We start from the raw sequence: 21900 nt of genomic DNA on the forward strand, positions 1-21900 counted from the left end.
AAATGGCGCTGGTCAAGATCCATCTTCCTCTGACAAGATCGCCTTATGCTGACCAGGTGCGAACGCCAGTCTTCGAAGATGTTCTCCTGGATCATCACGCATGAGTGCTGTCACTCCGCCGCGCAGTGTCCGCCCAGCACACAAAAAATGGCTGGCCCAGTTAGGTGAGGCGGGCACCGCTTACCTTTTCATCCTGCCCGCACTGCTGCTGATCGGCCTCTTCGGTTTATTTCCGATTGCCTACTCGCTTTATATGAGCCTCTACAACTGGCGGGTCAGGCAGGGCGATTTTGTGGGCCTGGCCAATTATCATCAGTTGCTGGGAAATGTAGGCGGCCCACTGGCCTTTTTAGGTGGTCTGGTTCTGATTCTGGTGGCCCACTGGCTGTGGACAGGTGCGTCACAGTCGCGGCTCGGCTGGCTGCGGCTGCTCGGCGCACTGGCCTTGATGGGTGCAGGGGTGACCCTCTCACTCGGCTGGGGCATGATGACCCGCAGCGGTGACCCGGTGTTCCTCAAATCGCTGGTCGTCACTATGTACTACGCCGTGCTCAGCATTCCCCTTCAGATCGTGCTGGCGCTGATTCTGGCCGCCTTCCTGTTTCGCAGACTCAAAGGTCAGGGGTTTTTCCGCTCAGTGTATTTTTTGCCCTACGTGATGCCGGTCGTCGCCACGGCCGCCGTGTTCCGGGCCATCTTCAGCCCGCGTGAGAGCAGTTTGGCCAATACCGTGCTGGGCTGGCTGCATATCGCGCCGCAGCAGTGGCTGTTTGATCCGCGTCCGCTCAGTCAGGTGATGTTCGGCTGGCAGTTGCCGGGTCTGTGGGCCGGGCCGAGTATGGCCCTTTTCACCGTGGCGCTGTTCGGCATCTGGACCTTTGTCGGCTACAACGTCGTGATCTTTCTGGCAGGACTGACCGGCATCCCCAAAGACCTCTACGAAGCCGCCGAGATTGACGGCGCGGGGCCAGTGCCGCAGTTTTTCTACATCACTGTGCCGCTGCTGTCACCAGTCATCTTTTACGTGGCGCTGGTGGGCTTCATCGGAGCGCTGCAAGCTTTTAATCACCTCTACGTGATGCGGGTTCCCTCGGCGCAGGGCACGCTGGACACCGCCAGCATCACCATTTTTGACACTTTCTACCAGGCCAACAACTATGGTCTGGCCGCCGCGCAGTCGTTCGTGCTGTTTTTCCTGATTCTGGTGATCACCCTCTTTCAGTTCCGCTTCTTTGGGCGCAAGGTGTTTTATGGCTGATCCCTTGACGGCGCAAGGTACCGATGCCGGACGGGTGCAGACTGGAGGTTACATCTTTCATGTCAGCCACCTGCCGATCTACTTCTTCCTGACGGTCGGCGCACTCTTCGCGCTGACGCCCTTTTTGTACATGATCACGACCTCGCTGATGACCCTGGGTGAAACCATCAACCGCCAGTGGCTGCCTGCCTCACCGCAGTTTGATAACTACACTCAGGCCTGGGTGCAGGGCGGCTTTGACCGCTACTTTGTCAACAGTGTGCTGATCAGCGCTTTAACCATTGTGGGGCTGGTGGCCACCTCGTCGCTGGCCGCCTACGCCTTTGCCCGGATGCGCTTTCCTGGGCGTGATGCGCTGTTCGTGGTCTTGCTGGCGACACTGATGATTCCCGAAACCGTGACGTTTATTCCGAACTTCTTGATCATGCGCGGCAGCATCGTGCCGTTGCCCGGCGGCACTTGGCTGGATATGTTGCCTGCCCTGACGGTGCCGTTCATGGCCAACGCCTTCAGCATCTTTTTGCTGCGCCAGTTCTTCGCCCGCATTCCGAATGAACTCTGGGACGCTGCGCAGCTTGACGGCGCGGGCCACCTGCGCTTTCTGACCCGGATCGTGATGCCGCTGAGCCGCTCAGCCGTGCTGACGGTGGTGCTGCTGACCTTCGTGGCTTCGTGGAACTCGTTTCTGTGGCCTTTGCTGGTCACCTTCACGCCCAGGTGGCGGCCCCTGACGGTGGGGCTGTGGAGCTTTATCAGCGAGGCCGGGCCACAAACCCAACTGCTAATGGCCGGATCGGTGATTGCCATCGTGCCGGTATTGATCATCTACCTCCTCACCCAGCGCCAGTTCACCGAGGGCGTGGCCACCAGCGGGCTGAAGGGATGACTTGGCCCTGACACTCCCGCGCTGAGCTGAAGCCAGTTCCGACGCCTTCTCGCTGCTTTCCAGGAGTCTCCATGACCCAGACCAAACTTGCACGCCTTGCCCTAACCGTCTCTCTTCTCAGCGCTGGCTCTGTCCTGCCAGTGGCTGCTGCCCAGAGCACCAACTGGGACGCGGTGAGTCCCAAAGGCCAGACCATCAACTTCTGGCACCAGCTCACCGGCAACAGTGTCAAGGTGATGGATCAGCTCATCGCCAGCTTCAACAAGACCAATCCCTACGGCATCACCGTCAAGGGCCAGTTTCAGGGCAATTACACACAGATTTACCAGAAAATTGTGCCGCTTCTGGGCACCCCGGCGTTGCCGGATCTGACGGTGGCTTATAGTAACCAGGCCGCCACCTACCAACTCGCCGACGCGTTGGTTGACCTCAACCCGCTGATTAAGAGCCGCAAGTGGGGGCTAAGTCCGGTGGAGATCAACGACTTTTACCCTGGCATCTACAAAGCCGACGTGTTTCCGGTGTTCGGGGGGCAGCGGCTCGGCTTTCCGGTGCAGCGCTCAGCGGAAGTGATGTATTACAACTCGGCCTGGCTCAAGGAACTCGGCATCAAGTCCGCGCCCAGCAGCCCCGAACAGTTTAAGTCGGCGGCCTGCAAAGCCTCCAAGACCCCGTTTAGCAAGGCCAAAGGCTCCAGCATCGGCTACGAGCTGAGCGTGGACGCTTCGCGCTTCGCTTCGTGGAGCTTTGCCTTCGGTGGCGATATTTACGACGAGAAAGACAGCAGGTTTACCCTTAATAACCCCGGCTCAGTGCAGGCCATGACCTTTTTGCAGGGCCTGTTCAAAGACGGCTGTGCCAAGATCGTCAGCGAAAACTACGGCGATCAGACCGACTTCGGCGCGGGCAAGCTACTGTTTTCCATTGGCTCAAGCAGCGGCCTACCGTTTTACAAGGATGCCGTGGATAAGGGAGCGGCCTTTACCTGGAACGTGGCCGCGTTGCCGCACACCACCACCAAGCCCACCGCCGACCTCTACGGCGCGAGCGTCAGTTTGGTGGATACGGGTGACGCCAAGCGTGAGCTGGCCGCCTGGCTGTTCGTCAAGTACTGGTCCAGTCCCGATGTACAGGCGCAGTGGGCCAAGGGCACCAACTACTTTCCCACCCGCAAGAGCGTGGCTGCCAAGATGAACGATTATTTTACTGCTAACCCTGCCTCTAAAAACGGTTTCGCGCTGCTGCGCTACGCCCAGGCTGAACCTGCTGTGCCCGGCTACGACGCAGTACGTGCTGAAATTGAGAAGAGCATGACGGCCATCATGAATGGCGCGGCGGTCAAGACCACGCTCGACACTCTCAATAAAACGGCCAACACCATCCTGGCTGACCAGCTCTCGCAGATCAAGAAGTAATCCATCCCTGAGTTTCGCGTAAGCCAAGGAATGGGGCGTTGAGGAAGTCTGCTTCGCTGCGGCTCACGGCGTGCGTACAGGCGGGGGCACTCGGGTCAGCCCTCTGCGCTCGGGGATTGCGGTGAAGTGGGAACCAGCCAGCCACGCGGCGGATGCACGTAGGCCAGCGCCGCCGCGCCGAGCTGTTCGGCCGTCTGATAGGCGGCGAACCAGGCGTACTCGGCCTGGATTATCCGCTGGCACTGGGCACCGGGCACCGGATAGGGGGGACCGGCCTGGCTGGGGCGCTCCGGCAGGTCGTCGCGGGAGAGCCAGCCGACCGAGCGCACCAGCGTTAGGCTCAGACCGCTTTCCTGACCGTACTCACTCAGCCCCCGCGACGCCACTCCCCAGACGCCCGCCGGGCTCTGCTTCGCGGCCCAGTGGTTCAGCGGGTGGGCATCAGCGGGTTGCTCCGCCCAGTTTGCCGTTTCAGGGCCGGGCCGCAACTCGGGCCGGATGACCGTAACGCCCGCGCTGTCGGCCAAGCTGCCAGCCCCATCGCCGGGAAATCCCACGCGTAGGCGGTGGTCGAGCGCCGTGTTGGTGAAGGTGGTCTGAAATTCCAGATGCCGCGCCGAATTCCACAGCACCACCCGCGTCTGGATCAGCATTGTCACCGTGTCGGGGCTGCGGGCGTCACGCCCCGGGGTGAGCTGCCGGGGCAAGGTCAGTTCGTAGGTAAGGTTTAGGCTGCCGAATGCCGGGCCGGGCTCGCCGGGCTCGGTCCTGAGCAGTCGCGATTTGATTGGCGCTCCCGGCACGGCGCTGAAGGTGTAGGTGTCGCCCCGGTCACCCACATCGCGTAGCGCGTGCAGACCCGTCCAGGTCTGTCCCGAGGCGTGCTCGGTGACGCTCAGGGTGCCGTCTTCACGGTTGACCTCCACCGAGAGCTGACCGTTGGCGAGGCCGGGCACTTGCTCTGGAGGTGACTGGACGCCGGCTTCGGCCACCTGCAACTTTAGCGCCGCCACCTCTCCTTCGGGAAGGTGGTCTACAGAGAGCTGCACCAGAGTCTGGTAGACCCGCAGCTCCACTGTCTGCACGCCAGCAGCGATGGCCTCGGCGATCAGGGTGTCCGGCGGGGGGCAGTCGGGCGCGCGCGCTCCCTCATCCACTTCGCCTTCCAGATGCGTGTCCCGCACGGTCCAACTCAGAAAACGAATCGGGTGACGGTCCCCAAGCTGCTCGAGCCATTGGGGCAATTCGGCGACCAGGCCGGCCAGCGTGCTGACCAGGGCCGAGCGGAGCACCCGGAACTGGGCCGGCTGAGCGCCGAGCCTTAAGGCACCCGCCGTGACCTCGTGCCGGGCCAGCAGCAACTCGGTGGTGAGGCGGCGATCCCCCTCCTGCGGACTGAGTACCAGCAAGCAGCCCGCGAAGGCGCTCTGACCGAGCCTCTCCAGCGCGTCACGCCCGAGTTCCTCGGCCACACTCTCGGCCTGCTGGGAGCGCACATCCATCTCGTCGTGCACCTCGTCGATGCTGCACCCGCAGATGCTGTCGTGCGGGTGGTTGCGGATCAGCAGCGTCCAGGCGCGGCGCAGATACGTTTCCGGCGGGGCCGCGCCGTAGGGCCGGGCCAGGGCCAGTAGCGGCTCGATCGTGAAACGCAATCGGTCGTCCAGCGCGTAGTTGCGCTGCTTGAGGTACAGCCGCGCCGAGAGGGTGCCGCTCAGCAGCGGATGGCTCTGCCCGCTGCGAAGCTCGCCCTGGTAGCTCAGCAGCGTCAAGTGCTCAGCCTGCACCGCCCCCAGGTAAGCGTCGTGGTCCGAGAAGACGAACGGAGCACCGACCTCGCTGATGAGGTCCGGCACGAACGGCTGCGGGCGGCTGTGGTCCGAGCCGAGTTGCAGCAGGAACTCGTGGCTGTTGGCTTCGGCCTGAAGTTCTTCCAGCGCCGTCCGGAGTTGCGAACGGGCCGCTTCCGGGTCGGGCGAGAGGGTCAGGCCGTAACCGATGGGCTGGCGGTGCGCGGTGATTTCCTCGCCGCCAGGAGCACGCCAGCAGAACAAATCGCCGAGCGCCGAGACCTCCGGGCCGGGGCCACGCGTGAAGATCGCCGCCGCGATGCCCCGGCTCCTTAAGATGGCGGGCAGGTTGGCGAGGTGCCCGAAGGCGTCGGGCAGGTAGCCGGCCATCACCGGCTCGCCGCCGAAGCGCCGTACCAGCGCCATGCCGAGATCGAGATTGCGGCGCAGCGCTTCGCCGCTGACCAGAAATTCGTCGGGCTGCACGTACCAGGGGCCGGCCCTCAGCCGTCCGGAAGTGAGGTGGCCGCGTACCTCAGTTTCCCGTTCGGGGCGGATCTCCAGGTAGTCCTCGAGCATGATGGCCTGACCATCGAGGGTGAAGCGGTAGGCGGGGTGGCGCTCCAGCAGATCAAGCACCGCGTCAAGGGTCTGCACCAGCCGGAAGCGGAAGCGCTCGGCGCTGAGGTACCACTCGCGGTCCCAGTGGGTGGTGCACACGACGTGCACGCGCACAGGAGCGCTCATCGCCACACCGCCGAGCTGAGCGCCCGGACCCGCGTGGTCACGTCCTGGGGGCGAACGTGCTGCGGCCAGCGGGCCTGAACGCGCTGCGCCTGTTCGGCAGGCAGGGGAGCCACCACTTCGGCGCGGTAATAGGCGGCGTCCGGTTGAGTGGCAGGCAGGTGGCCCTTCAGCGGGCCGTCAAACTCGGCCTCTTGAATTAGTTCGCGCCCGGCGTAGAGCATCAGCGTGCCGCCCGGTTCGCCGCTCACGTCGTAGTACAGCTCGTCTCCCTCAAGCGAGAGGTCGATCAAGGGGCCCTGCGGCGACTCGGAGACGCAGGTACGGCCCGCCAGGATTCCCGCGTACAGGTCGTTGCGGTGCGGCCCGGCCACCTTGACCCAGGTGGTGGGCGAGCCGACCTGCAAGAACGGCTCGCTGATGTCGGGCCAAGCGTCCGGCTGGTGGCGGTCGCTGCCGCCCACGGCAGGCAGGCGCAGGCCCCGGTCGAGCAGGCCCAGCCACTTCTCGCGGGCGATCCAATTGAGCACCGGCCAGGGACCGTTCCAGACTTCCAGCGCGTCAAATTGTTCCTCCAGACCCCAGGCCCAATCGCAGCTCGGGCAGGTCGGCACCGGATGGGCCAGCACCGTCAGCAGCCGGGCGCGGGCGGCGTCTTCGAGGACTTCCTGCACCCCGGCCGCCTCGGTCAACCGGAACTCCAGCTGTGGCCCCGGTCCGTGCGCCACAAAGTGCCCGTGGTAGGTGGTGACTTCCTGGGCTGGCAACAAAAAGGCTCCGTCGAGGTGTGGGTGGTGGCTGACGGTGTTGTGGTCCGCCACCGAAACGAAGTCCAGCCCCCGGTCGCGCCCGGCGGCGGCCAGTTGCGTCAGGCTGCCCTGGGCGTCGGAGTGGTGGGTGTGGGCGTGCAGGTCGCCGCGCCGCCAGCGCAGGTCGAGTTCCGGGTGCAGCTCGATGCTCACGATGACCGTCACCCCTTCCGGCGGCACATGGTACAGGCCGAGCAGGACGTGGTGCTCGCCGGGTCGGAAGACGCCCGGCGTGTAGCCCGGCGTGGCGTCGGAAGTCGTCACCGTGTAGCTGCGCCGCGCGCCGCCGCTCCAGCCTCGCATGCCCACTGGGTCGGCGTAACCGAGGTCGACCGTGGCGCTCTGCGGCGTGAAGGTCTGGCGCACCGTGACGCCGCGTGTGCCGGGCGGCACGGTAAACGGCACGGTCGGGTAAGGGTCACGCCGGGCATCTTCCGGCGAGAAGAAGCGTTCATATCGGGTCTCACTCACAGACGCGCCCCCTCTTCGTCGAACAGCACGGCGCGGCTCCATTCCGGCCTCAGCCTCAGCGTGCCGCTCGACGGCGGCTCGGCCTCACCGGGCAGGCGCACGGCAACGGTTTCCCCGGCCACGCTGAGCATCAGAATGGTTTCAACGCCCAGCGGCTCGACCGCCATCACCTCTCCGCTCAGTTCTCCCGCCGGATCGAGCAGCAGGTGTTCCGGGCGTAGGCCCAGCGTCAGCGTGCGGCCCACCAGCTCGGGCCGGGGCGTATCCGGGGTGAGCTGCGCGTCGCCGCAGCGCCAGCGCCCGGCGCGCTCTAGCGTCACCGGCAGCAGGTTCATCGGCGGGTTCCCGATAAAGCTCGCCACGAAGGTGGTGGCGGGCCGCCGGTAGACCTCCAGCGGCGCGCCGACCTGCTGCACCACCCCGCCCTGCATCACCGCCATGCGGTCGGCCAGGGCCATCGCTTCGACCTGATCGTGCGTCACATACACCACTGTCATCTTCAGCTCGCGCTGGAGCCGCTTGAGAAAGGCCCGCGCTTCCAGGCGCAGTTTGGCGTCGAGATTCGAGAGCGGTTCGTCGAACAGGAACACGTCGGCGTGGTGCACCACCGCCCGCGACACCGCCACCCGCTGCTGCTGGCCGCCAGAAAGCTGACCGGGCCGGCGCTCGAGCAGCGCGCCGAGCTGTAACTGCTCGGCCACCGCCGAGATGCGCTCGGTGTAGTTGCTGCCGCGCACCCCGCGCACCTTCAGCGGGTAGCCGATATTGTCGCGTACGCTCATGTGCGGATAGAGGGCGTAATCTTGAAAGACCATCCCGACGTTGCGGTCAGCCGGCGGCAAGGCTGTCACCTCGCGCTCGCCGATGTGGATTTGCCCGGCGCTGGGCGCTTCCAGCCCAGCGATCATCCGCATGGTGGTCGTTTTGCCGCAGCCGGACGGCCCCAACAGTGCGAAGAATTCACCGTCTTTGATGTCGAGGCTGAGGTCCTTGACGGCCAGGGTGTTGTTGAAGCGTTTCTCGATGCCGCTGAGGGTCAGTTGCGCCATGCCGTTGCTGTCATCCTTTGATGCCTCCGAAAAAGCGGAATCCGTAGCGCCAGTTGACCCACAAGTACAACAGCAGCACTGGAAGCACATACAGAAACGAGTAGGCCGAGACCAAAGTCAGCACCGGCTGACCGTTGTCGTTGTAGAACTGGTACGCCTGCACGCTGGCCGGCAGGTTGGCGTTGGAGCGCAGCAGGATGTACGGCGTCAGAAAGCTGCCCCACACCCCCACGAAGGCCCACACGCCGACCACCATCAGGCCGGGTCGAATCAGCGGGAAAATGACCTGCGGTAAGTACTGCCAGGGCCGCGCGCCGCAGACGGTGGCGCTTTCCTCGTAACTCTTGGGCAGGCTATTGACGAAGTCGAGCAGCAGGAAAATGGCGGTGGGCAGCAGGCCGCCGGTCATCACCAGGATCACGCCGAGCTGCGTGTCGATCAAGCCGAGCTTGAGAATGATGTTGTAAATCGGCACCATTGCGACCGTGCCGCTGACCACCGACGAGAACATCAGCAAGATGGCCGTGAAGGCCCGCGCCCCCGGCACCCGCGCCCGCGAGAGGGCATAGGCGGCCAGCGCCGCCACCGCCGTCGTGAGCAGCATGCTGCCCAGCGCCTGAATACCGCTGTTGAGCAGGCCCGTCACCGCGTCGTGGTTGCCCAGCACCGCCCGGAAGTTGGCCAGGCTCGGCGGGCTGGGCAGCACGGTGGCCAGCGAGGCGCGCTCGTTAAACGGAGCCAGGATCAACCACAGGCACGGCAGCGCGAAGAAAGTCGCCAGCAGCGACGTGACGACGCCGAAGCCCAGCCGCGCCGCGACTTCACGCCCCCGCATTCGGCTCCCTTTTGCGCGAGGCCAGCAGGTACACGGCGGTCAGCAGCAAGTTGAGCAGCATGGTGAACATGGCGATGGCGGTGCCCAGTCCCCAGTCGCCGAAGCGGAAGGCCACCCGGTAGGTGTGGATGGCAACGATGTCGGTCTTGTTGAGCGGCCCGCCCGCTGTGATCAGGTAGGGCCCGAAGGTGTTGAAGGTCCACAGCGAGATCAACACCACCGCTGACAGGACTTGAGGCCGGATGCTCGGCACAATGATGTCCCAGAAGCGCCGCCAGGGACGTGCCCCGCTCACCGCCGCGACCTCCAGGTACGACGGCGGGATGCTGGCGAGCGCCGCCGAGAACAGCAGCATCGAGAAGGCGGTGCCGCGCCAGATGTTGAAGAGGATGATCGCCGCCAGCGGATGGTCGAGCGTCCAATCCGGCGAGCCGAGATGCAGTGCCCGCAAAATGACGTTCAGCAGGCCGAAGTCGCGGTCGAGAAACGACAGCCAGCCAAAGGCCACCGGCACTTCCGGTAGGATCCAGCACAGCGTCACCAAGGTGAACACCACCTCGCGCCACCAGCCGCGCCGCCCATGAAAGAGAAGCGCCAGGCTCAGTCCCAGCGCGACCTGACCGGACAGCGAGGCCAGCGCGAAGATCGCCGTGACAATCAGCGAGTAGCCGAAGCCGCCGGGCAGCCAGCTGGCTGTGTCGAACATGCGGGCGTAGTTGCTCAGGCCCACGAAGCCGGTATCCGCGTTGGCACCCAGCAGGGTCTGGTTGGTGAAGCTCACCCCCACGATCCAGGCGAATGGCAGCAGCAAAAAGAGCGTTATGAAAGCGAAGGCGGGAGCCAGGAATCCGGCACCTGCGCGGGCGCTGAGCAGCGCTGGAGGCCGGGTGATCACCCGCCCCGGTGCCGAGGCGCGTGGCACGCTCACGCGCCCGTCCCCTCACCGCCGGGCCGCTTCACTTCAGCCCGAGTCACTTCAGTTCGACCGTCTTATCGGCCCCGACGATCTGCTTGACGGCGGCAGCGTAGGCGTCCATCGCCTGTTGGGGCGTCATCTGCCCGCTGACCACCCGCTCGGTCATCAGCTGGGCCTGCTCGCTGACTTTGTTGTATTCCGGCAGCATCGGGCGGGTGACGGTGATCGGCAGCAAGGTGCTGGCCATATTCTGCATCACCTTGTCGCTGGGAATGCCGACGTCCTTGCGCACGCGGATGCGCGGCTCGAGCTTCTGGTAGGCGTCGAGCATGTCCTTGCTGCTCATGGTGGAAAGCAGCGCCCAAGCTTCCTGCGGGTGCTTGCTGTTGGGGTTGATCAGGTAGCCGGTGCCGCCAGAGATGGTGACGTGGCTTTGCCCCCGGATCCCGCTGCCGGGCTTCTCGGCGGGCATGCGGGTAAAGGCCACCGCCTGGTCGCGGTTTTTCATGCCGCTGGGATCGAGGGGGTTGAGCACCGAGCGCCACAGGTAATCGCCCTCGAGTATCATTGCCAGTTTGCCGTCCATGAAGGCCTTGAAGCTCAGGTCACGCCCGGTCGGAATAAGTTGCCAGCGCGACTCGCCGAGCTTGTCGTCGAGGTAGACCGTTTTGTAGAAGTTGAGGGTATCGAGAATGCCGGGGGCTTTCACGATCCACTTCTGCTTGGCCGCGTCGTACATCTGGATGCCGGTGCCGAGCAGCAGCATGTCGTAGCCCTGCATGGTGGTGGCCTCGCCCATCGGTGTGCCGGCGTTGATCTGCAGGGGGGTCACGTCCGGCAGGGCCTTTTTGAGCTTGGCGGCGGCGTCCAGAATGTCGTTCCAGCTTTTTGGGTTCCACGGCACTGGCAAGCCCGCCTTCTTGAACAGGTCCTTGCGGTAATAAACGCCCCGCACGTCCGAGCCCTGTCCGATGCCGTAGAGTTTGCCCTGGTAACCCAGGATGCTCTGCAGGCCGATGGGAATCTGCTTCCAGCCGTCCCACTGTGTGGCGTTCTTGCCCACCACCACGTCGAGCGGCTTGATGAGCCCCGAGGCCACGAATTCCGGCAGCCAGAAGCCGTCGAAGCTCATGATGTCGGCCCCACGCCCGGCCTTGAGGTCGAGGGCGTACTGCTGCTTGGTGGCCTCGGCGCTGCTGGCGGTGTTCTGGTAGGTGACCGCGATGGTCTTGCCCTGCGGTGCCAGGGCCTTGTTGACGGCAGGAATGACACTCTGCTCATACCACTTCTGGGCGATGGTGTTAAGGCCCGAGACCGTCAGATTCACGCTCTCGGCCAGCGTGGAGCCGCACAGCATCAGCGTAAGGGCAGCGAGTTTAGCGTGCTTCATCTAAAGCCTCCAGGGGGTGGGTGGCGAGTGGAGCTTCGCCGGGCGGGGAGCCGGGGAGAGGGCGCGGAGAAAATAGGAGCGGCGCTGGGTGCTTTCTCGGGGCACCAGACGGTGGGCGATATTCAGGACGGTGTGGGGAGGGGCAGAACTTGCCTTCACACCACTCGGATTTGCGCCGCCCAGTTTCATACCGTCCAGTCCGCCCAGCAGGTGGAGGGTGGCCGCCTCGCCGAGGCGAACCGCGTCGAAATCGATGCTGGTCACCTCAGGGTCGAGAGAAGCCGAGAGGTCGTTGCCCATGCCCACCACCCCCGATGTCGGGAACGCGCTTACCAGCCCCTTTAAGAGCTTTAAGCAGGCCGGTCAGCATGGCGTCATCCGTGACGATCAGGGCGTCGCGGCCTTCGCGCAGGGCTTGGTTGCCAAGCTGCATCACATCCTGCGGCGAGCCCCGGGTATCGAAGAAACGCAATTCCGGGTAGAGGCGCTGGAGTCCCAGCGAGCGGTCGCGGGTAGAAGGTGCAATTCGCCGGGCCGAGTAGTACCGGAGATCGGTAGCCAGCGGCGCGCAGGTGGGCACCGATATCGTGCCCGACCGCCAAATTGTCGCGGTCCACGTGCTGCGCTGTGACGCTGCCTCTGCGCAGATGCGGCCTGAGGCGGTCCCACTCGCCGCCTCGCACGACCGATAGCGTCACGCGGTACTACCGCGTCTTGGCGGCCCGGGAAGCGCTGAGGAGAAAATCGCTCAGAAACCGGCCTACATGGCCATCGTCACTCAGGGACACGACGTGAAGGGTGAAGCTGCGCCCGGTCGAGAGACTGCGCCCGCTGAAGCTGGGGGTGTAACCTGTTTGCTGGCAATGCTCGATCACCCGCTGGCGGGTAGTGCCCTTGACGCGGGCGTCGCCTGAAATGGCTACCGCAAAGTCGCAGAGAGGTTGGCAAATGAGAACACGTTCGAAGAGGTTGTGTTGCCCTAACCGCAATGCCGGTAAGTTAAGAAGGCGAAGGCGCGCTGGCACGTCCTTTTCTTGGGAAGAGGGTCATCTTGATTTTGACGGCTCTGGGTAAGAGCGCGGTTGTCGTTCAGGGAGCACGAGCAAGGCGATGTCATCGGCAAGTTGCTCCAGATCATGCGACAAGCGACCAGTGAGGCTCGGGGCAAAGGTAGTCGAATGGCTGGTCGCGGGCCGTGGTCAACAGTGCGGTGCCGAGGTCCATCCTTCATCTTGACAGCGTTCACACCCCGCCTTGACCCCTTAACTGTCCGGCAGGCAACACAAACTCCTAAGAAGCACATTGAACCTTTTGCATAGCAATGGCACCATTGGAAGAATCACAAAATTGAGGCAACTCCAGATGTTCTCTAGTCTGCATTAAATGATCAAGGCAACACAACCTGACCGTAAGCTACTTTCCTGAACTTACAGGGCAGGCGCGATGCCCACGCAATAGAGGCTATCCCCGCGAACTTCCACGCGCAGAGCGGTCAGGCCGATGGTAGCGGGGCCAAATTCTAGAGCGCCGTTTACCCCGTCATACTCGCTGCCGTGACAGGGACAGATCAGGATGGTGCCAGGTTGCATCAACCTGGCCCCCGGTTCGTCCACCGTGCAGCCGGAATGTGGGCAGCGCAGGCTGTAGGCCCGCAGATAGATTTCTTCATCCGATTGTTTCAAGGTCAGGGTGTGCCCGTCCACCACTTTGCTGACGCGGGCCACCACCGATTTGTACGGCTCGCCCTGGTTGGGATAAGTGAAGGTCAGGTACTGGCCAGGCGCGTTCAGGGCACTCAGTGGGCCGATTTCTACATCGGGTGCGGGTATGGTGACGGTTTTCTGAGCCTGCAGAACTAAGCGTATTACCGGGATGAGTCACTGAGAAACGGTCTGCTGGCCAATTTTTTGGAGAGTGTCACCAGCAATGCCACATCGTTACTGGTGATGCCGTCGGCTCCAGCTTCTAGGACCTGCTGGGCGAGATGCGGATGATCCACCGTCCAGGCCAGCACCAGCACGCCTGCTTGCTGCGCCGCTGCTATAAGTTCCGGCCCCACCGTGCGCCAGTACACCGTGACGGCGTCCAGATAAGCCTCAGCCTTTAAACGATGAGACAACTCCTGATGGTAGGCCGCGTCTGGCGTGCGTGACACTGCGATGTCGGGTAAGGCCGCTTTAAGCCGCCGCAGCGTTCCATCGTAGCCGCCGCAGACCAAGACATCAGTAAACGCTGCCGAACGCAGTGCCTGTTCAATCTCGTCATGCAGTTCCGGCGCTTTGAGATCAATCATCAGACCAGCGCGTCCCTGAACGGCTTCAATGGCCTCGGGTAAGGTGGCCAGCGTTCCGTCCGGCACTTTTAAGGCGCGGAGTTCGGCCAGGCTGTGCCGGGCAATTTCATAGGCCCCTTCCGGCATGATGAACTGCTCGTCGTGCCACAGCAGTACTTGCCCATCACGGGTGAGATGAACGTCCACTTCGACAAAATCCACATCGAAGCGGGCGGCGGCGACGATGCTCTCCAGCGTGTTGTCGGGCGCGAGGCGCGGCGCTCCCCGGTGGGCGGTTCGCAGTGGGCCAGCGGCTCGGCGTTTCAGCAGATACGGTGAGGTGGCGCTCACCTTGACACCAGTCTGGGCACCGGGACGGCTTCGCCAACGAGTTGGCCGCCCGCGTAGACGACCGCCCGGCGCACCTGTACCGCCGCCGCGCTCCCCTCGCCGCGTGGTACGAAGGTCAGCAGCGGCGCGTCCAGCCCAGCCACCCTCAACTGCATCTCTCGGTAGTGGCCCAGATCGGATTCGCTGATGACCTCGGCAGGAATGCCGCTTGGTGCAAAGTAAATATCCTCCGGGCGAATGGCGACTTCCAGCGGGCCGCTGATGGGTTCGCCTGCCAGCTCAAACGCCAGTGGCCCTGCGTGGAGGTGGGTGCCCGTCGCCGACGCAGGGAGGAAGTTCATGGTACCGATAAAGTCTGCGACCTCCCTGGTGGCGGGCCGGGCGTAGAGCGTGCCGGGTGCATCCGCCTGGTGCAACTCGCCGCCGAACATCACGGCGATACGGTCAGCGACGGCCATTGCCTCCTCCTGATCGTGGGTGACGAAGACGGTGGTGATGCCCAACTCGCGCACGATGGCTTTAATCTCACCTCTCAGCGAGACGCGCAACTTGGCATCCAAACTACTGAGCGGCTCATCCAAGAGCAGCACCTGGGGTTCCAGTACCAGGGCGCGGGCCAGCGCCACCCGCTGCTGCTGGCCACCCGACAGTTGACTGGGACTGCGCCCCTCCATCCCCGGCAAGCCGACGAGTTCCAGCGCCTGGCCCACCCGCCGCGCCACGTCCGCCTTGGACACCCGGCGCAACTTGAGGCCGAAGGCGACGTTGTGAAAGACGTTCATGTGCGGCCATAAGGTGTAGCGCTGAAACACCATTGCGGTGGGCCGCGCTTCCGGGCCGAGCGGCAGCAGGCTGCGTCCGTCCAAAGTGATGTCGCCCGCGTCCGGGGTCAAAAAGCCCGCCAGCATCCGCAGCGAGGTGGTCTTACCGCAGCCCGACGGCCCCAGCAAGCAGACGAGTTCGCCGGACGCCACCTGCAGGTTCAGGGTGTTCACGGCGGGTTTGCCTGCGTAGAGTTTGGAGATATTGCTAAAGTCGATCTCGGCCATTCTTATCCTCCCTTGAAGCCCGCTGCCAGATACCCGGCCAGCAGGTAGCGCCGCGCCACGATCAAGAGCAGCACCGACGGGATGGTGAGCAGCACGCTGAACACCGCTCCGACGGGCTCCGGGTAGCTGTCGACCAGCGTGTACATCAGCACCGGTAGGGTGGTGACGCCCGGCGCACCAACCACCAGCGTCGCCTGCGATTCGTCCAGCGAGCCGAGGAACGTCAGAATCAGCGCCACGATGATGCCCGGCATGGCGATGGGCAAGGTGACGCTGAAAAAGACCCGCAGCGGGCTGGCCCCAGCATCGCGGGCCGCTTCCTCCAGTTCACGCGGCACTGCGCCGAAGGCCGCCGCCGGAATCCAGGTCATGGTGACCAACGTACCGATCAGTTGTACCAGCACCACGCCCCAGAAGGTGCCGATCAATCCGAACTGAAAGAAGAAGGCGGCGATGGCGATGTAAAGCCCGATTCTTGGAAAGGCGTTGGAAGCCAGCAGCGCCACGTAAAACAGCCGCTTGAGTGGAAACTCGAAGCGCGAGAAGGCGTAGGCGGCGGGCAGGCAGACGGCAGCGGAGAGCAGCGTCACAGTGGGCGCAGTGGTCAGACTCCAGAAGGCCGACTTGCCCACGTCCGAGTTCTGAAAGACCCAGCTCCACCACTTGAGGCCAAACTCCTGCGGCACCAGGCCCGGAAAGTTCCAGCGCGTCGCCACCGCCCACAAAAGTAGCGTCCACAAAGGCAACAGCAAAAAGGCTCCAAAGGCGAAAACGCCAATCAGAGTCAGGGCGTGCCGCAGCGGGCCGGAGCGCCAGAACCACGTCAGGCTCATATCCGCCCCCGGTTCTGGCGGGTGGTGGCCGCCACGTAGATGTAGCCGACCAGCGCGCACACCGCGAAGCTGAAGACCGCCAGCGCCACGGCGACCTGCGGTTGGCGAAAGGCCCCGAAATTCATCTGCATACTGACACCCAGCATCTGCGGCGCAGCGGAGCCGAGGAGATACGGCACCGTGAAGCTGCCAAACACGCCGATGAAGGTAAAGGTCAGCACAATCAAGAGCGGCACCACGTTCAGCGGCAAGATGATGCGCGTTAGGAGCGTCCAGAAACTTGCTCCAGCGTCGCGGGCGGCCTCCACCTGCTCCTCGCTGATTCCGTCCAGGCCGCTGGAGAGCAGCAGCACAGCAAACGGAATCCCCGTCCAGACTTGTCCCAGCACGATGCCCCATTCGTGGCGAATCGGGGAGTGGTAGGGAATGTGGACGACGTTCAGTACGGCTTCCAGCAGGCCGTTGTCGCCGTAGAAGGTGATCAGGGCGTAGACCGCAATAATGCCGGGCACGAACATCGGCAGCAGATACAGGGTTCGCACCACCCCGCGCAGCCGCACGCCGCGCCCGAAGCGGCCATACAGCGCCAGCGCGTAGGCCAGCGCGGTGAGTAGCAGCACCGAGAAGAAGGTGACGAACAGTGTCAGCCGCATGTTCTGTGCGAAGGCAGGGCTGGCAAACAGGTTCTCAAAGACTTTCAGGGTCGGCGACTGGGTGGAGATCAAATTCAGGCCGCTGGCATACGACACGTTGTCGGCGGGCACGATGCCGAGCGAGAACTTCAGCGCCTCATAGGCGGGCAGCAGCACCAGGAAGATCAGCACGGCAGTGGGCGGCGTCATAAACGCCAGCCCCCAGAGTGCCTGGGTGGGCCAGCGAAAGCGGCGGGCGTGGGCGGGTAGAGCCTGACTCAAGCGGAACTCCTCCATTCTGAACGTGCACCGTTCTCAAAAGGCACTGTCTTAAAAGGCACAGTGCCCCCAGCCTTCAGGGGCACTCGCCAGCTCACTGACTCAGTTCTGCGGCTGGGGCGTGCCCGCGACTTTCTCGTACCACAGGCGGTTCATGTCGCTGCCGTACTTGCTGGAAAACCCGAAGCTGAAATCCTTGGCAATGTCGCCGTACTTGGCCTGCACCGCCTTGGACATGTACTGAATCTTGACACCGGGGTAGCCGTTCATCTTGTCCACCACCACGGCCTGCACGTCCGGCGAGAGCATCCAGTTGAGCAGGTCGTAAGAGGCCTGCTTGTTGACGCTGTCTTTGGCGACGCCCACGTAAGCGGCCCCACCGTAGAGCGGCGGATCAATCTGGGTCAGCTTGATGTTGTCAGGCAGCAGGCCCTGCTTGAGGTAGCTCAGGCCCATGTCCGACCAGACTGGCCCCATCGTGATGGCCCCCTTGCCGAGCAGTTGCAGGGTTTCTACGTTGTTCTTGGAATATTGTCCGCCGCCGTAGAGCTTGGGTGCCAGCGCCTTGAGGACCGTCAGGCCCTTGTCCCACTGTTTTTCCTTGCTGGCGTCGTAATCGGTTTCAAAAAAGGCCGAGTCGGCGGGAGTGATGCCGCCGCGCAGCATCCGGGTCACGAAGGCGTTGCCGCTGCCGCCGGTGTCGGGGGTGTTGTAAGTGAACTCGCCGGGGTGGGCGTTGACCCAGGCCAGCAGCGCCTCCAGCGTGCGCGGCGGATTCTTGACCTTGCTGCTGTCGTAGGCCAGCACCACGCTTGACCCCCGGTAAGGCACGCCGAAGCCGTGCGAGCGCTTGACCACGTTCTGATCCACGCGGGCCAGCATCGGCACTTTCTTGGCGTCCAGCGGTTCCATCAGCCCAGCATCTCCGGCAGTGTCCACTGGCCCTTCCAGGATGTCCACGCCGGAGATTTTGCCGACCTTCTTGGCGGCGGCCAGCCGGTCGAGTGTGGCCTGATCGCCCGCCCCGTGCGGCGAGAACACCAGATTCAGGCGCACATTGGGGTGGGTTTTCTGGTACATCGGGATCAGGCTCTGCTCCCACAAATCCTTGACGTTCACGTCGCCGCCCGAATAGATGTTGAGGGTGACGGTCTTGTCCTGGGCCAGCGACGCGCCCAGCAGGGTGACGGTGAGCAGGGCCGCGCCAGCAGTGAGTATGTTCCGCATGGCCTGACCGTAGGCCCGCCGCGTCAGCACATCGTCAATCACAACTTCCTGACAAATGGGAGCGCACAGTCAGTGATGCCTGAACTGCTCCGCTCTCCCTTGCGACTGCATCTTCATGATTTCAAACGCCACCTCCGCCTGCCGTTTATGGTTCCAGCAGGTGTTCAGGCCCTGCGTGTCACGCTGACTTTTGGTCCGTCGGGAGCCGGGGAAATTCACAGCATGATCAATTTCAGCCTCCTTTCGCCGCAGGGATTCAGGGGGGCGGGTCACCGTCATGGCACCCGTCATGAAGCACTTCTCGGCACCGAGTGGGCCACGCCGGGCTTTTTGCCGGGGCCGGTGACGCCGGGGGAGTGGGAAGTGGTCGTTCACACCCATATGGTCGCGGGCGTGACCTGGGGCGAGGTCGTGGTGGAATCGCTGGACGGATTGCCGCCCGCGCTGCCTACGCAGAAGCCACTGGAGAGTCAACCTGCCCCTGGCCCCTGGATGCTGGGCGACCTGCACTGCCACACCGATCACTCCGACGCCCGCTGGACGGTGCGCGAACTGGCCGAGGCGGCCACCCGGCGCGGGCTGAGCTTTTTGGCCCTGACCGACCACAACACCATCAGCGGAAGCGCCGAGCTCACGCGCCTCGCGCCGACGTTCCTGCAATTGCCTGGCCTGGAATTGACGACCTTTTACGGCCACGCGACGGTGCTGGGTCTGACTGAATACCAGGACTGGACTGAGTTGGATGCCCTGCACGGCACGCGGGAACTGGCTGAGCGCGTCGTAAATTCAGGGGGCCTCTTTACCATCGCCCACCCCTTTTCGGAGGGTGATCCCATCTGCACCGGTTGCGCCTGGACGTACTTTGATCTGAGGCCCAGTCAGGCCACCCATTTGGAAGTCTGGAATGGCGCGTGGAACCAGCCGCACAACCTTCAGGCGCTGGCCCACTGGTACGATCTGCTGGCACAGGGGCGGCGGGTGATCGCCGCAGCGGGAACGGATGTTCACGGGCCGGACTACGCGGTGGGCGACGGGTTTACCTGCACTCCGACGACAACGGATTCAGCCACCTTACTCTCGCAACTTCAGGCGGGCAACACTTACCTGGCCCGCGCCACGTGCCTGGAACTGGATGTTCAGACGCCCAGCGGCGCAGCGACGCTGGGAAGCGTTCAAGCTGCCGGACCCTGGACAGTCCAACTCCACTGGCATTCGCTGCCAGGCGGGTGCGAACTGCGAATCAATACGGACGGCACGCAGGTGGTGCAGCCCGTGAGCGAAGACGGTACCCAGACGCTTGAACTGCACGTGGAGCGCTGGTTCAATCTCGAGATCCGGCTTCCAGGCGGTGAACTCTACGCCCTGACCAATCCAGTGTGGGCCAATCTCATCTAAACTGAGAGTCCGCAGACCTCCATCTGACATTCACCCGCCAAGCCGTAGAGATGAAACACCTTCTCCTGACGGCTGCATTGTCTGGCCTGAGCCTGGCCAGCGCCCAGACCGCTCCATCCAACCTCAGTGGTACCCTGACCCTCTACACCTCCGAGGTACAGGCCGACGTGCAGGCGCAGGTGGACGCTTTCAAGCAGCTGGCGCGCTCCGGCGGCGTTGCCTGACGGTGAGGCGGTGGTAACAATGCGCTGGGAACACGCGAGGGCAGTGGCGGCCCAGAGCACGGTGCTTCAGGCCACCTTCGAACGCGACGCCTCGGTACGCGGCGCGCCGCTGGGCCGCTTTCGCCTGCCAGGCGGCTCGGTGGTGATCGCGCAGCGTTCCAGCGGGTATGCACCTGGCGAACAGGTGGGCCTTGAGATTACAAATGCCAGCGTCTTCAGCCTGAATCCGTAATCAGACCGCCAGAATCTGGGCCGCCAGCGGCGAGAAGCTGACTCCCACCCGCGTTCCCAGCGGAAACCCGCCCGCCGCACTGCCCTGAAGGTCGGTCACCAGGATATGAGGACCAACCCGCACACTCAGCCGGGTCAGCGAACCCAGGAAGCGCCTGTCGCTCACCTCGCCGGACAGTGACCCTGGCGCATCCTCCGCGCCCAGCCTGAGTTCCTCGGGGCGCAGATACAGCTTGAGCCGCTGGCCCAGCGGGTAGGGCCGCGCCGCGTCCACCAGGATCGGCGCGGCCCAGCCCTCCACTGTGATCAGGCCGCGTAATGGGTCAGTCACTACCGCGTCCAGACAGTTGGCAGTGCCCACGAATTCGGCGACAAAGGGCGTGGCAGGGCGGCAGTAGATGTCTTCCGGCGTCCCGAGCTGGGCGACCCGGCCCTGCTGCATCACTGCCACCCGGTCAGAGATGGCCAATGCCTCCTCCTGATCGTGTGTGACAAACAGCGTGGTGGTGCCGGTTTCGCGCTGCACCCGGCGAATCTCGTCGCGCAAATTCAGGCGCACCTGGGCATCCAGGGCCGAGAGCGGCTCGTCGAGCAGCAAGACCTGCGGCTCAATCGCCAGCGCACGGGCGAGCGCCACGCGCTGCTGCTGGCCACCCGAGAGCTGATGCGGAAAGCGCTGCCGCATGTCGCTCAGGCCGATCATCTCGAAGAGCCGGTTGAGCTTTTGCTGACTGGCCGCTTTGTCCACGCCGCGTACCTTCAGCCCAAAGCGCACGTTGTCCTCGGCGCTGAGGTTGGGGAAGAGGCTGTAAGCCTGAAAGACCATGCCCATCTGCCGTCTGGCGGCGGGCAGCTGGGTCAGGTCGCGCCCGCCCAGCCGCACCTGACCACCGCTCGGTGCCGTGAAGCCCGCCACGATTCTGAGCAGGGTGGTCTTGCCGCAGCCCGACGGCCCCAGCAGCGTGATGAGCTCGCCCTGCTCCAGCGCCAGGTTGATCGGATAGAGGGCGGTATTGGAAGCGTAGGTTTTGGAGACATTCTCAACCGTCAAGTGGCTCATCTTGTGCCTCCCAGTTCGGCCCGGCCCCGCCCAACCCGCAGCATGACCAGCATGGCGGCCCAGGTGACGGCCAGACTGATCAGCGACAGCGCGGCGGCGGGCGTGCCCTGCGTCTGACCGATGTAATTGATGTAGACCGCGAAGGTGTTAAACAGCAGTACGTTCGCGAGGGTGAATTCGCCCAGCACGATGGCAAGGGTCAGCAGCGAGCCGCCCAGCACGGCGCTGCGGATGTTGGGCAGGATAATGCGCCGCAGCAGGGTGCCCCAGCCTGCCCCCAGGCTCTGCGCCGCCTCGCTGAGTGTCTGCAAATCCAGCGCCCGCAGGCCAGTATCTAAGGTGCGGTAGGTGTAGGGCAGACTCAGCACCACGTACCCGGCCACCAGAAACTGCGGTGTACCGACGAACCACTCCGGCCCCTTGTAGAGGCTGGTCAGGCCACCGACCAGAACGATGGGCGGCACCACAAACGACAGGATCGAGAGGCTGCCCAGCAGGTTTCGCAGGCCTGGCGCACGCAGATTGACCCAGAAGGCCGCCGGAATCACCAGCGCAAAGCTGATCAGGATGGTTTCCACCGCCAGCCCGAACGACAGCCCGAAGGTCTGGTGAAACTGTGGGTCACTGAAGATTCTGGCGTAAGCCGAGAAGTCGTAGCGGCTGCCGCCCGCCCACAAGCTGTAGATCGCCAGTGCCAGCAGCGGCAGCATGAAGTACACGCCCACAACGCCGATCCACACACCGCGACCGGTCTGGGCCAGAATATTTTGCCTCACTGTTTTTC

22 protein-coding genes are annotated in these 21900 nt (G+C 63.9%); 6 read left to right on the top strand and 16 right to left on the bottom strand.

Annotated features, from left to right (window positions below; translation table 11 throughout):
* The first annotated feature begins 100 nt into the window (after positions 1 to 100).
* The 3 genes from N0D28_RS03780 (at position 101) to N0D28_RS03790 (ending at position 3559) form a co-directional block, all read left to right on the top strand.
* Complete coding sequence (locus tag N0D28_RS03780; RefSeq protein ID WP_260561054.1) at positions 101 to 1258, top strand: carbohydrate ABC transporter permease; 1158 nt, start codon at positions 101 to 103, stop codon at positions 1256 to 1258.
* Positions 1251 to 2144, top strand: coding sequence for a carbohydrate ABC transporter permease (locus N0D28_RS03785; protein WP_260561055.1), 894 nt, complete (start codon positions 1251 to 1253; stop codon positions 2142 to 2144). The genes N0D28_RS03780 and N0D28_RS03785 overlap by 8 nt, the downstream gene beginning before the upstream one ends.
* A gap of 71 nt (positions 2145 to 2215) precedes the next feature.
* Entirely contained in the window at positions 2216 to 3559 is a 1344-nt protein-coding gene (locus N0D28_RS03790; RefSeq protein WP_260561056.1) for an ABC transporter substrate-binding protein, read from the top strand.
* A 95-nt stretch (positions 3560 to 3654) separates the two neighbouring features.
* Here N0D28_RS03790 and N0D28_RS03795 read toward each other — a convergent pair whose 3' ends face one another.
* The 14 genes from N0D28_RS03795 to N0D28_RS03860 form a co-directional block, all read right to left on the bottom strand.
* Positions 3655 to 6084 (bottom strand): glycoside hydrolase family 38 N-terminal domain-containing protein, encoded by a 2430-nt coding sequence (locus tag N0D28_RS03795; protein ID WP_260561057.1) that lies wholly within the window; start codon positions 6082 to 6084, stop codon positions 3655 to 3657.
* A gap of 8 nt (positions 6085 to 6092) precedes the next feature.
* On the bottom strand, positions 6093 to 7373 hold the full coding sequence (locus N0D28_RS03800; RefSeq protein WP_260561058.1) for a CehA/McbA family metallohydrolase: 1281 nt from the start codon (positions 7371 to 7373) through the stop codon (positions 6093 to 6095).
* Positions 7370 to 8422: an ABC transporter ATP-binding protein gene (locus tag N0D28_RS03805; RefSeq protein WP_260561059.1), complete on the bottom strand. Its 1053-nt coding sequence runs from the start codon at positions 8420 to 8422 to the stop codon at positions 7370 to 7372. The genes N0D28_RS03800 and N0D28_RS03805 overlap by 4 nt, the downstream gene beginning before the upstream one ends.
* A 10-nt stretch (positions 8423 to 8432) precedes the next feature.
* Positions 8433 to 9257, bottom strand: a complete 825-nt coding sequence (locus N0D28_RS03810) for a carbohydrate ABC transporter permease (RefSeq protein WP_260561060.1) — start codon at positions 9255 to 9257, stop codon at positions 8433 to 8435.
* Entirely contained in the window at positions 9244 to 10185 is a 942-nt protein-coding gene (locus tag N0D28_RS03815; RefSeq protein ID WP_260561061.1) for a carbohydrate ABC transporter permease, read from the bottom strand. The genes N0D28_RS03810 and N0D28_RS03815 overlap by 14 nt, the downstream gene beginning before the upstream one ends.
* Positions 10186 to 10228: 43 nt before the next feature.
* On the bottom strand, positions 10229 to 11563 hold the full coding sequence (locus tag N0D28_RS03820) for an extracellular solute-binding protein (protein WP_260561062.1): 1335 nt from the start codon (positions 11561 to 11563) through the stop codon (positions 10229 to 10231).
* On the bottom strand, positions 11564 to 11863 hold the full coding sequence (locus N0D28_RS03825) for a hypothetical protein (RefSeq protein WP_260561063.1): 300 nt from the start codon (positions 11861 to 11863) through the stop codon (positions 11564 to 11566).
* Positions 11829 to 11996 (bottom strand): hypothetical protein, encoded by a 168-nt coding sequence (locus N0D28_RS03830; protein WP_260561064.1) that lies wholly within the window; start codon positions 11994 to 11996, stop codon positions 11829 to 11831. The genes N0D28_RS03825 and N0D28_RS03830 overlap by 35 nt, the downstream gene beginning before the upstream one ends.
* Positions 11997 to 12990: 994 nt before the next feature.
* On the bottom strand, positions 12991 to 13287 hold the full coding sequence (locus N0D28_RS03835) for a Rieske (2Fe-2S) protein (protein WP_260561065.1): 297 nt from the start codon (positions 13285 to 13287) through the stop codon (positions 12991 to 12993).
* 140 nt (positions 13288 to 13427) lie between these two features.
* Positions 13428 to 14186 (bottom strand): glycerophosphodiester phosphodiesterase, encoded by a 759-nt coding sequence (locus N0D28_RS03840; RefSeq protein ID WP_260561066.1) that lies wholly within the window; start codon positions 14184 to 14186, stop codon positions 13428 to 13430.
* Positions 14183 to 15235 (bottom strand): ABC transporter ATP-binding protein, encoded by a 1053-nt coding sequence (locus N0D28_RS03845; RefSeq protein ID WP_260561067.1) that lies wholly within the window; start codon positions 15233 to 15235, stop codon positions 14183 to 14185. The genes N0D28_RS03840 and N0D28_RS03845 overlap by 4 nt, the downstream gene beginning before the upstream one ends.
* Before the next feature lie 2 nt (positions 15236 to 15237).
* Complete coding sequence (locus tag N0D28_RS03850) at positions 15238 to 16068, bottom strand: ABC transporter permease (RefSeq protein WP_260561068.1); 831 nt, start codon at positions 16066 to 16068, stop codon at positions 15238 to 15240.
* Complete coding sequence (locus N0D28_RS03855) at positions 16065 to 16982, bottom strand: ABC transporter permease (RefSeq protein ID WP_260561069.1); 918 nt, start codon at positions 16980 to 16982, stop codon at positions 16065 to 16067. Before N0D28_RS03855 ends, N0D28_RS03850 begins: the two co-directional genes overlap by 4 nt.
* Before the next feature lie 99 nt (positions 16983 to 17081).
* Entirely contained in the window at positions 17082 to 18248 is a 1167-nt protein-coding gene (locus N0D28_RS03860) for an extracellular solute-binding protein (protein ID WP_260561070.1), read from the bottom strand.
* Positions 18249 to 18428: 180 nt separating this feature from the next.
* Between N0D28_RS03860 and N0D28_RS03865 the strand changes: the two genes are divergently transcribed.
* The 3 genes from N0D28_RS03865 to N0D28_RS03875 are packed head-to-tail and all read left to right on the top strand — an operon-like array spanning position 18429 to position 20057.
* Positions 18429 to 19601 (top strand): CehA/McbA family metallohydrolase, encoded by a 1173-nt coding sequence (locus tag N0D28_RS03865; protein WP_260561071.1) that lies wholly within the window; start codon positions 18429 to 18431, stop codon positions 19599 to 19601.
* A gap of 50 nt (positions 19602 to 19651) precedes the next feature.
* Positions 19652 to 19825, top strand: a complete 174-nt coding sequence (locus N0D28_RS03870) for a hypothetical protein (protein ID WP_260561072.1) — start codon at positions 19652 to 19654, stop codon at positions 19823 to 19825.
* Between the two features lie 19 nt (positions 19826 to 19844).
* Positions 19845 to 20057 carry a hypothetical protein gene (locus N0D28_RS03875; protein ID WP_260561073.1) on the top strand — a complete coding sequence of 71 codons (213 nt, stop codon included), beginning with the start codon at positions 19845 to 19847 and terminating at the stop codon, positions 20055 to 20057.
* On the opposite strand, the gene N0D28_RS03880 is transcribed toward N0D28_RS03875, so the two are convergent.
* Positions 20058 to 21116 (bottom strand): ABC transporter ATP-binding protein, encoded by a 1059-nt coding sequence (locus N0D28_RS03880; protein WP_260561074.1) that lies wholly within the window; start codon positions 21114 to 21116, stop codon positions 20058 to 20060. It abuts the gene before it with no gap.
* Positions 21113 to 21892 carry an ABC transporter permease gene (locus N0D28_RS03885; RefSeq protein ID WP_260561075.1) on the bottom strand — a complete coding sequence of 260 codons (780 nt, stop codon included), beginning with the start codon at positions 21890 to 21892 and terminating at the stop codon, positions 21113 to 21115. Before N0D28_RS03885 ends, N0D28_RS03880 begins: the two co-directional genes overlap by 4 nt.
* Positions 21893 to 21900 lie beyond the last annotated feature (8 nt).

The sequence above is a fragment of the Deinococcus rubellus genome, assembly GCF_025244745.1.
GTDB lineage: Bacteria > Deinococcota > Deinococci > Deinococcales > Deinococcaceae > Deinococcus > Deinococcus rubellus.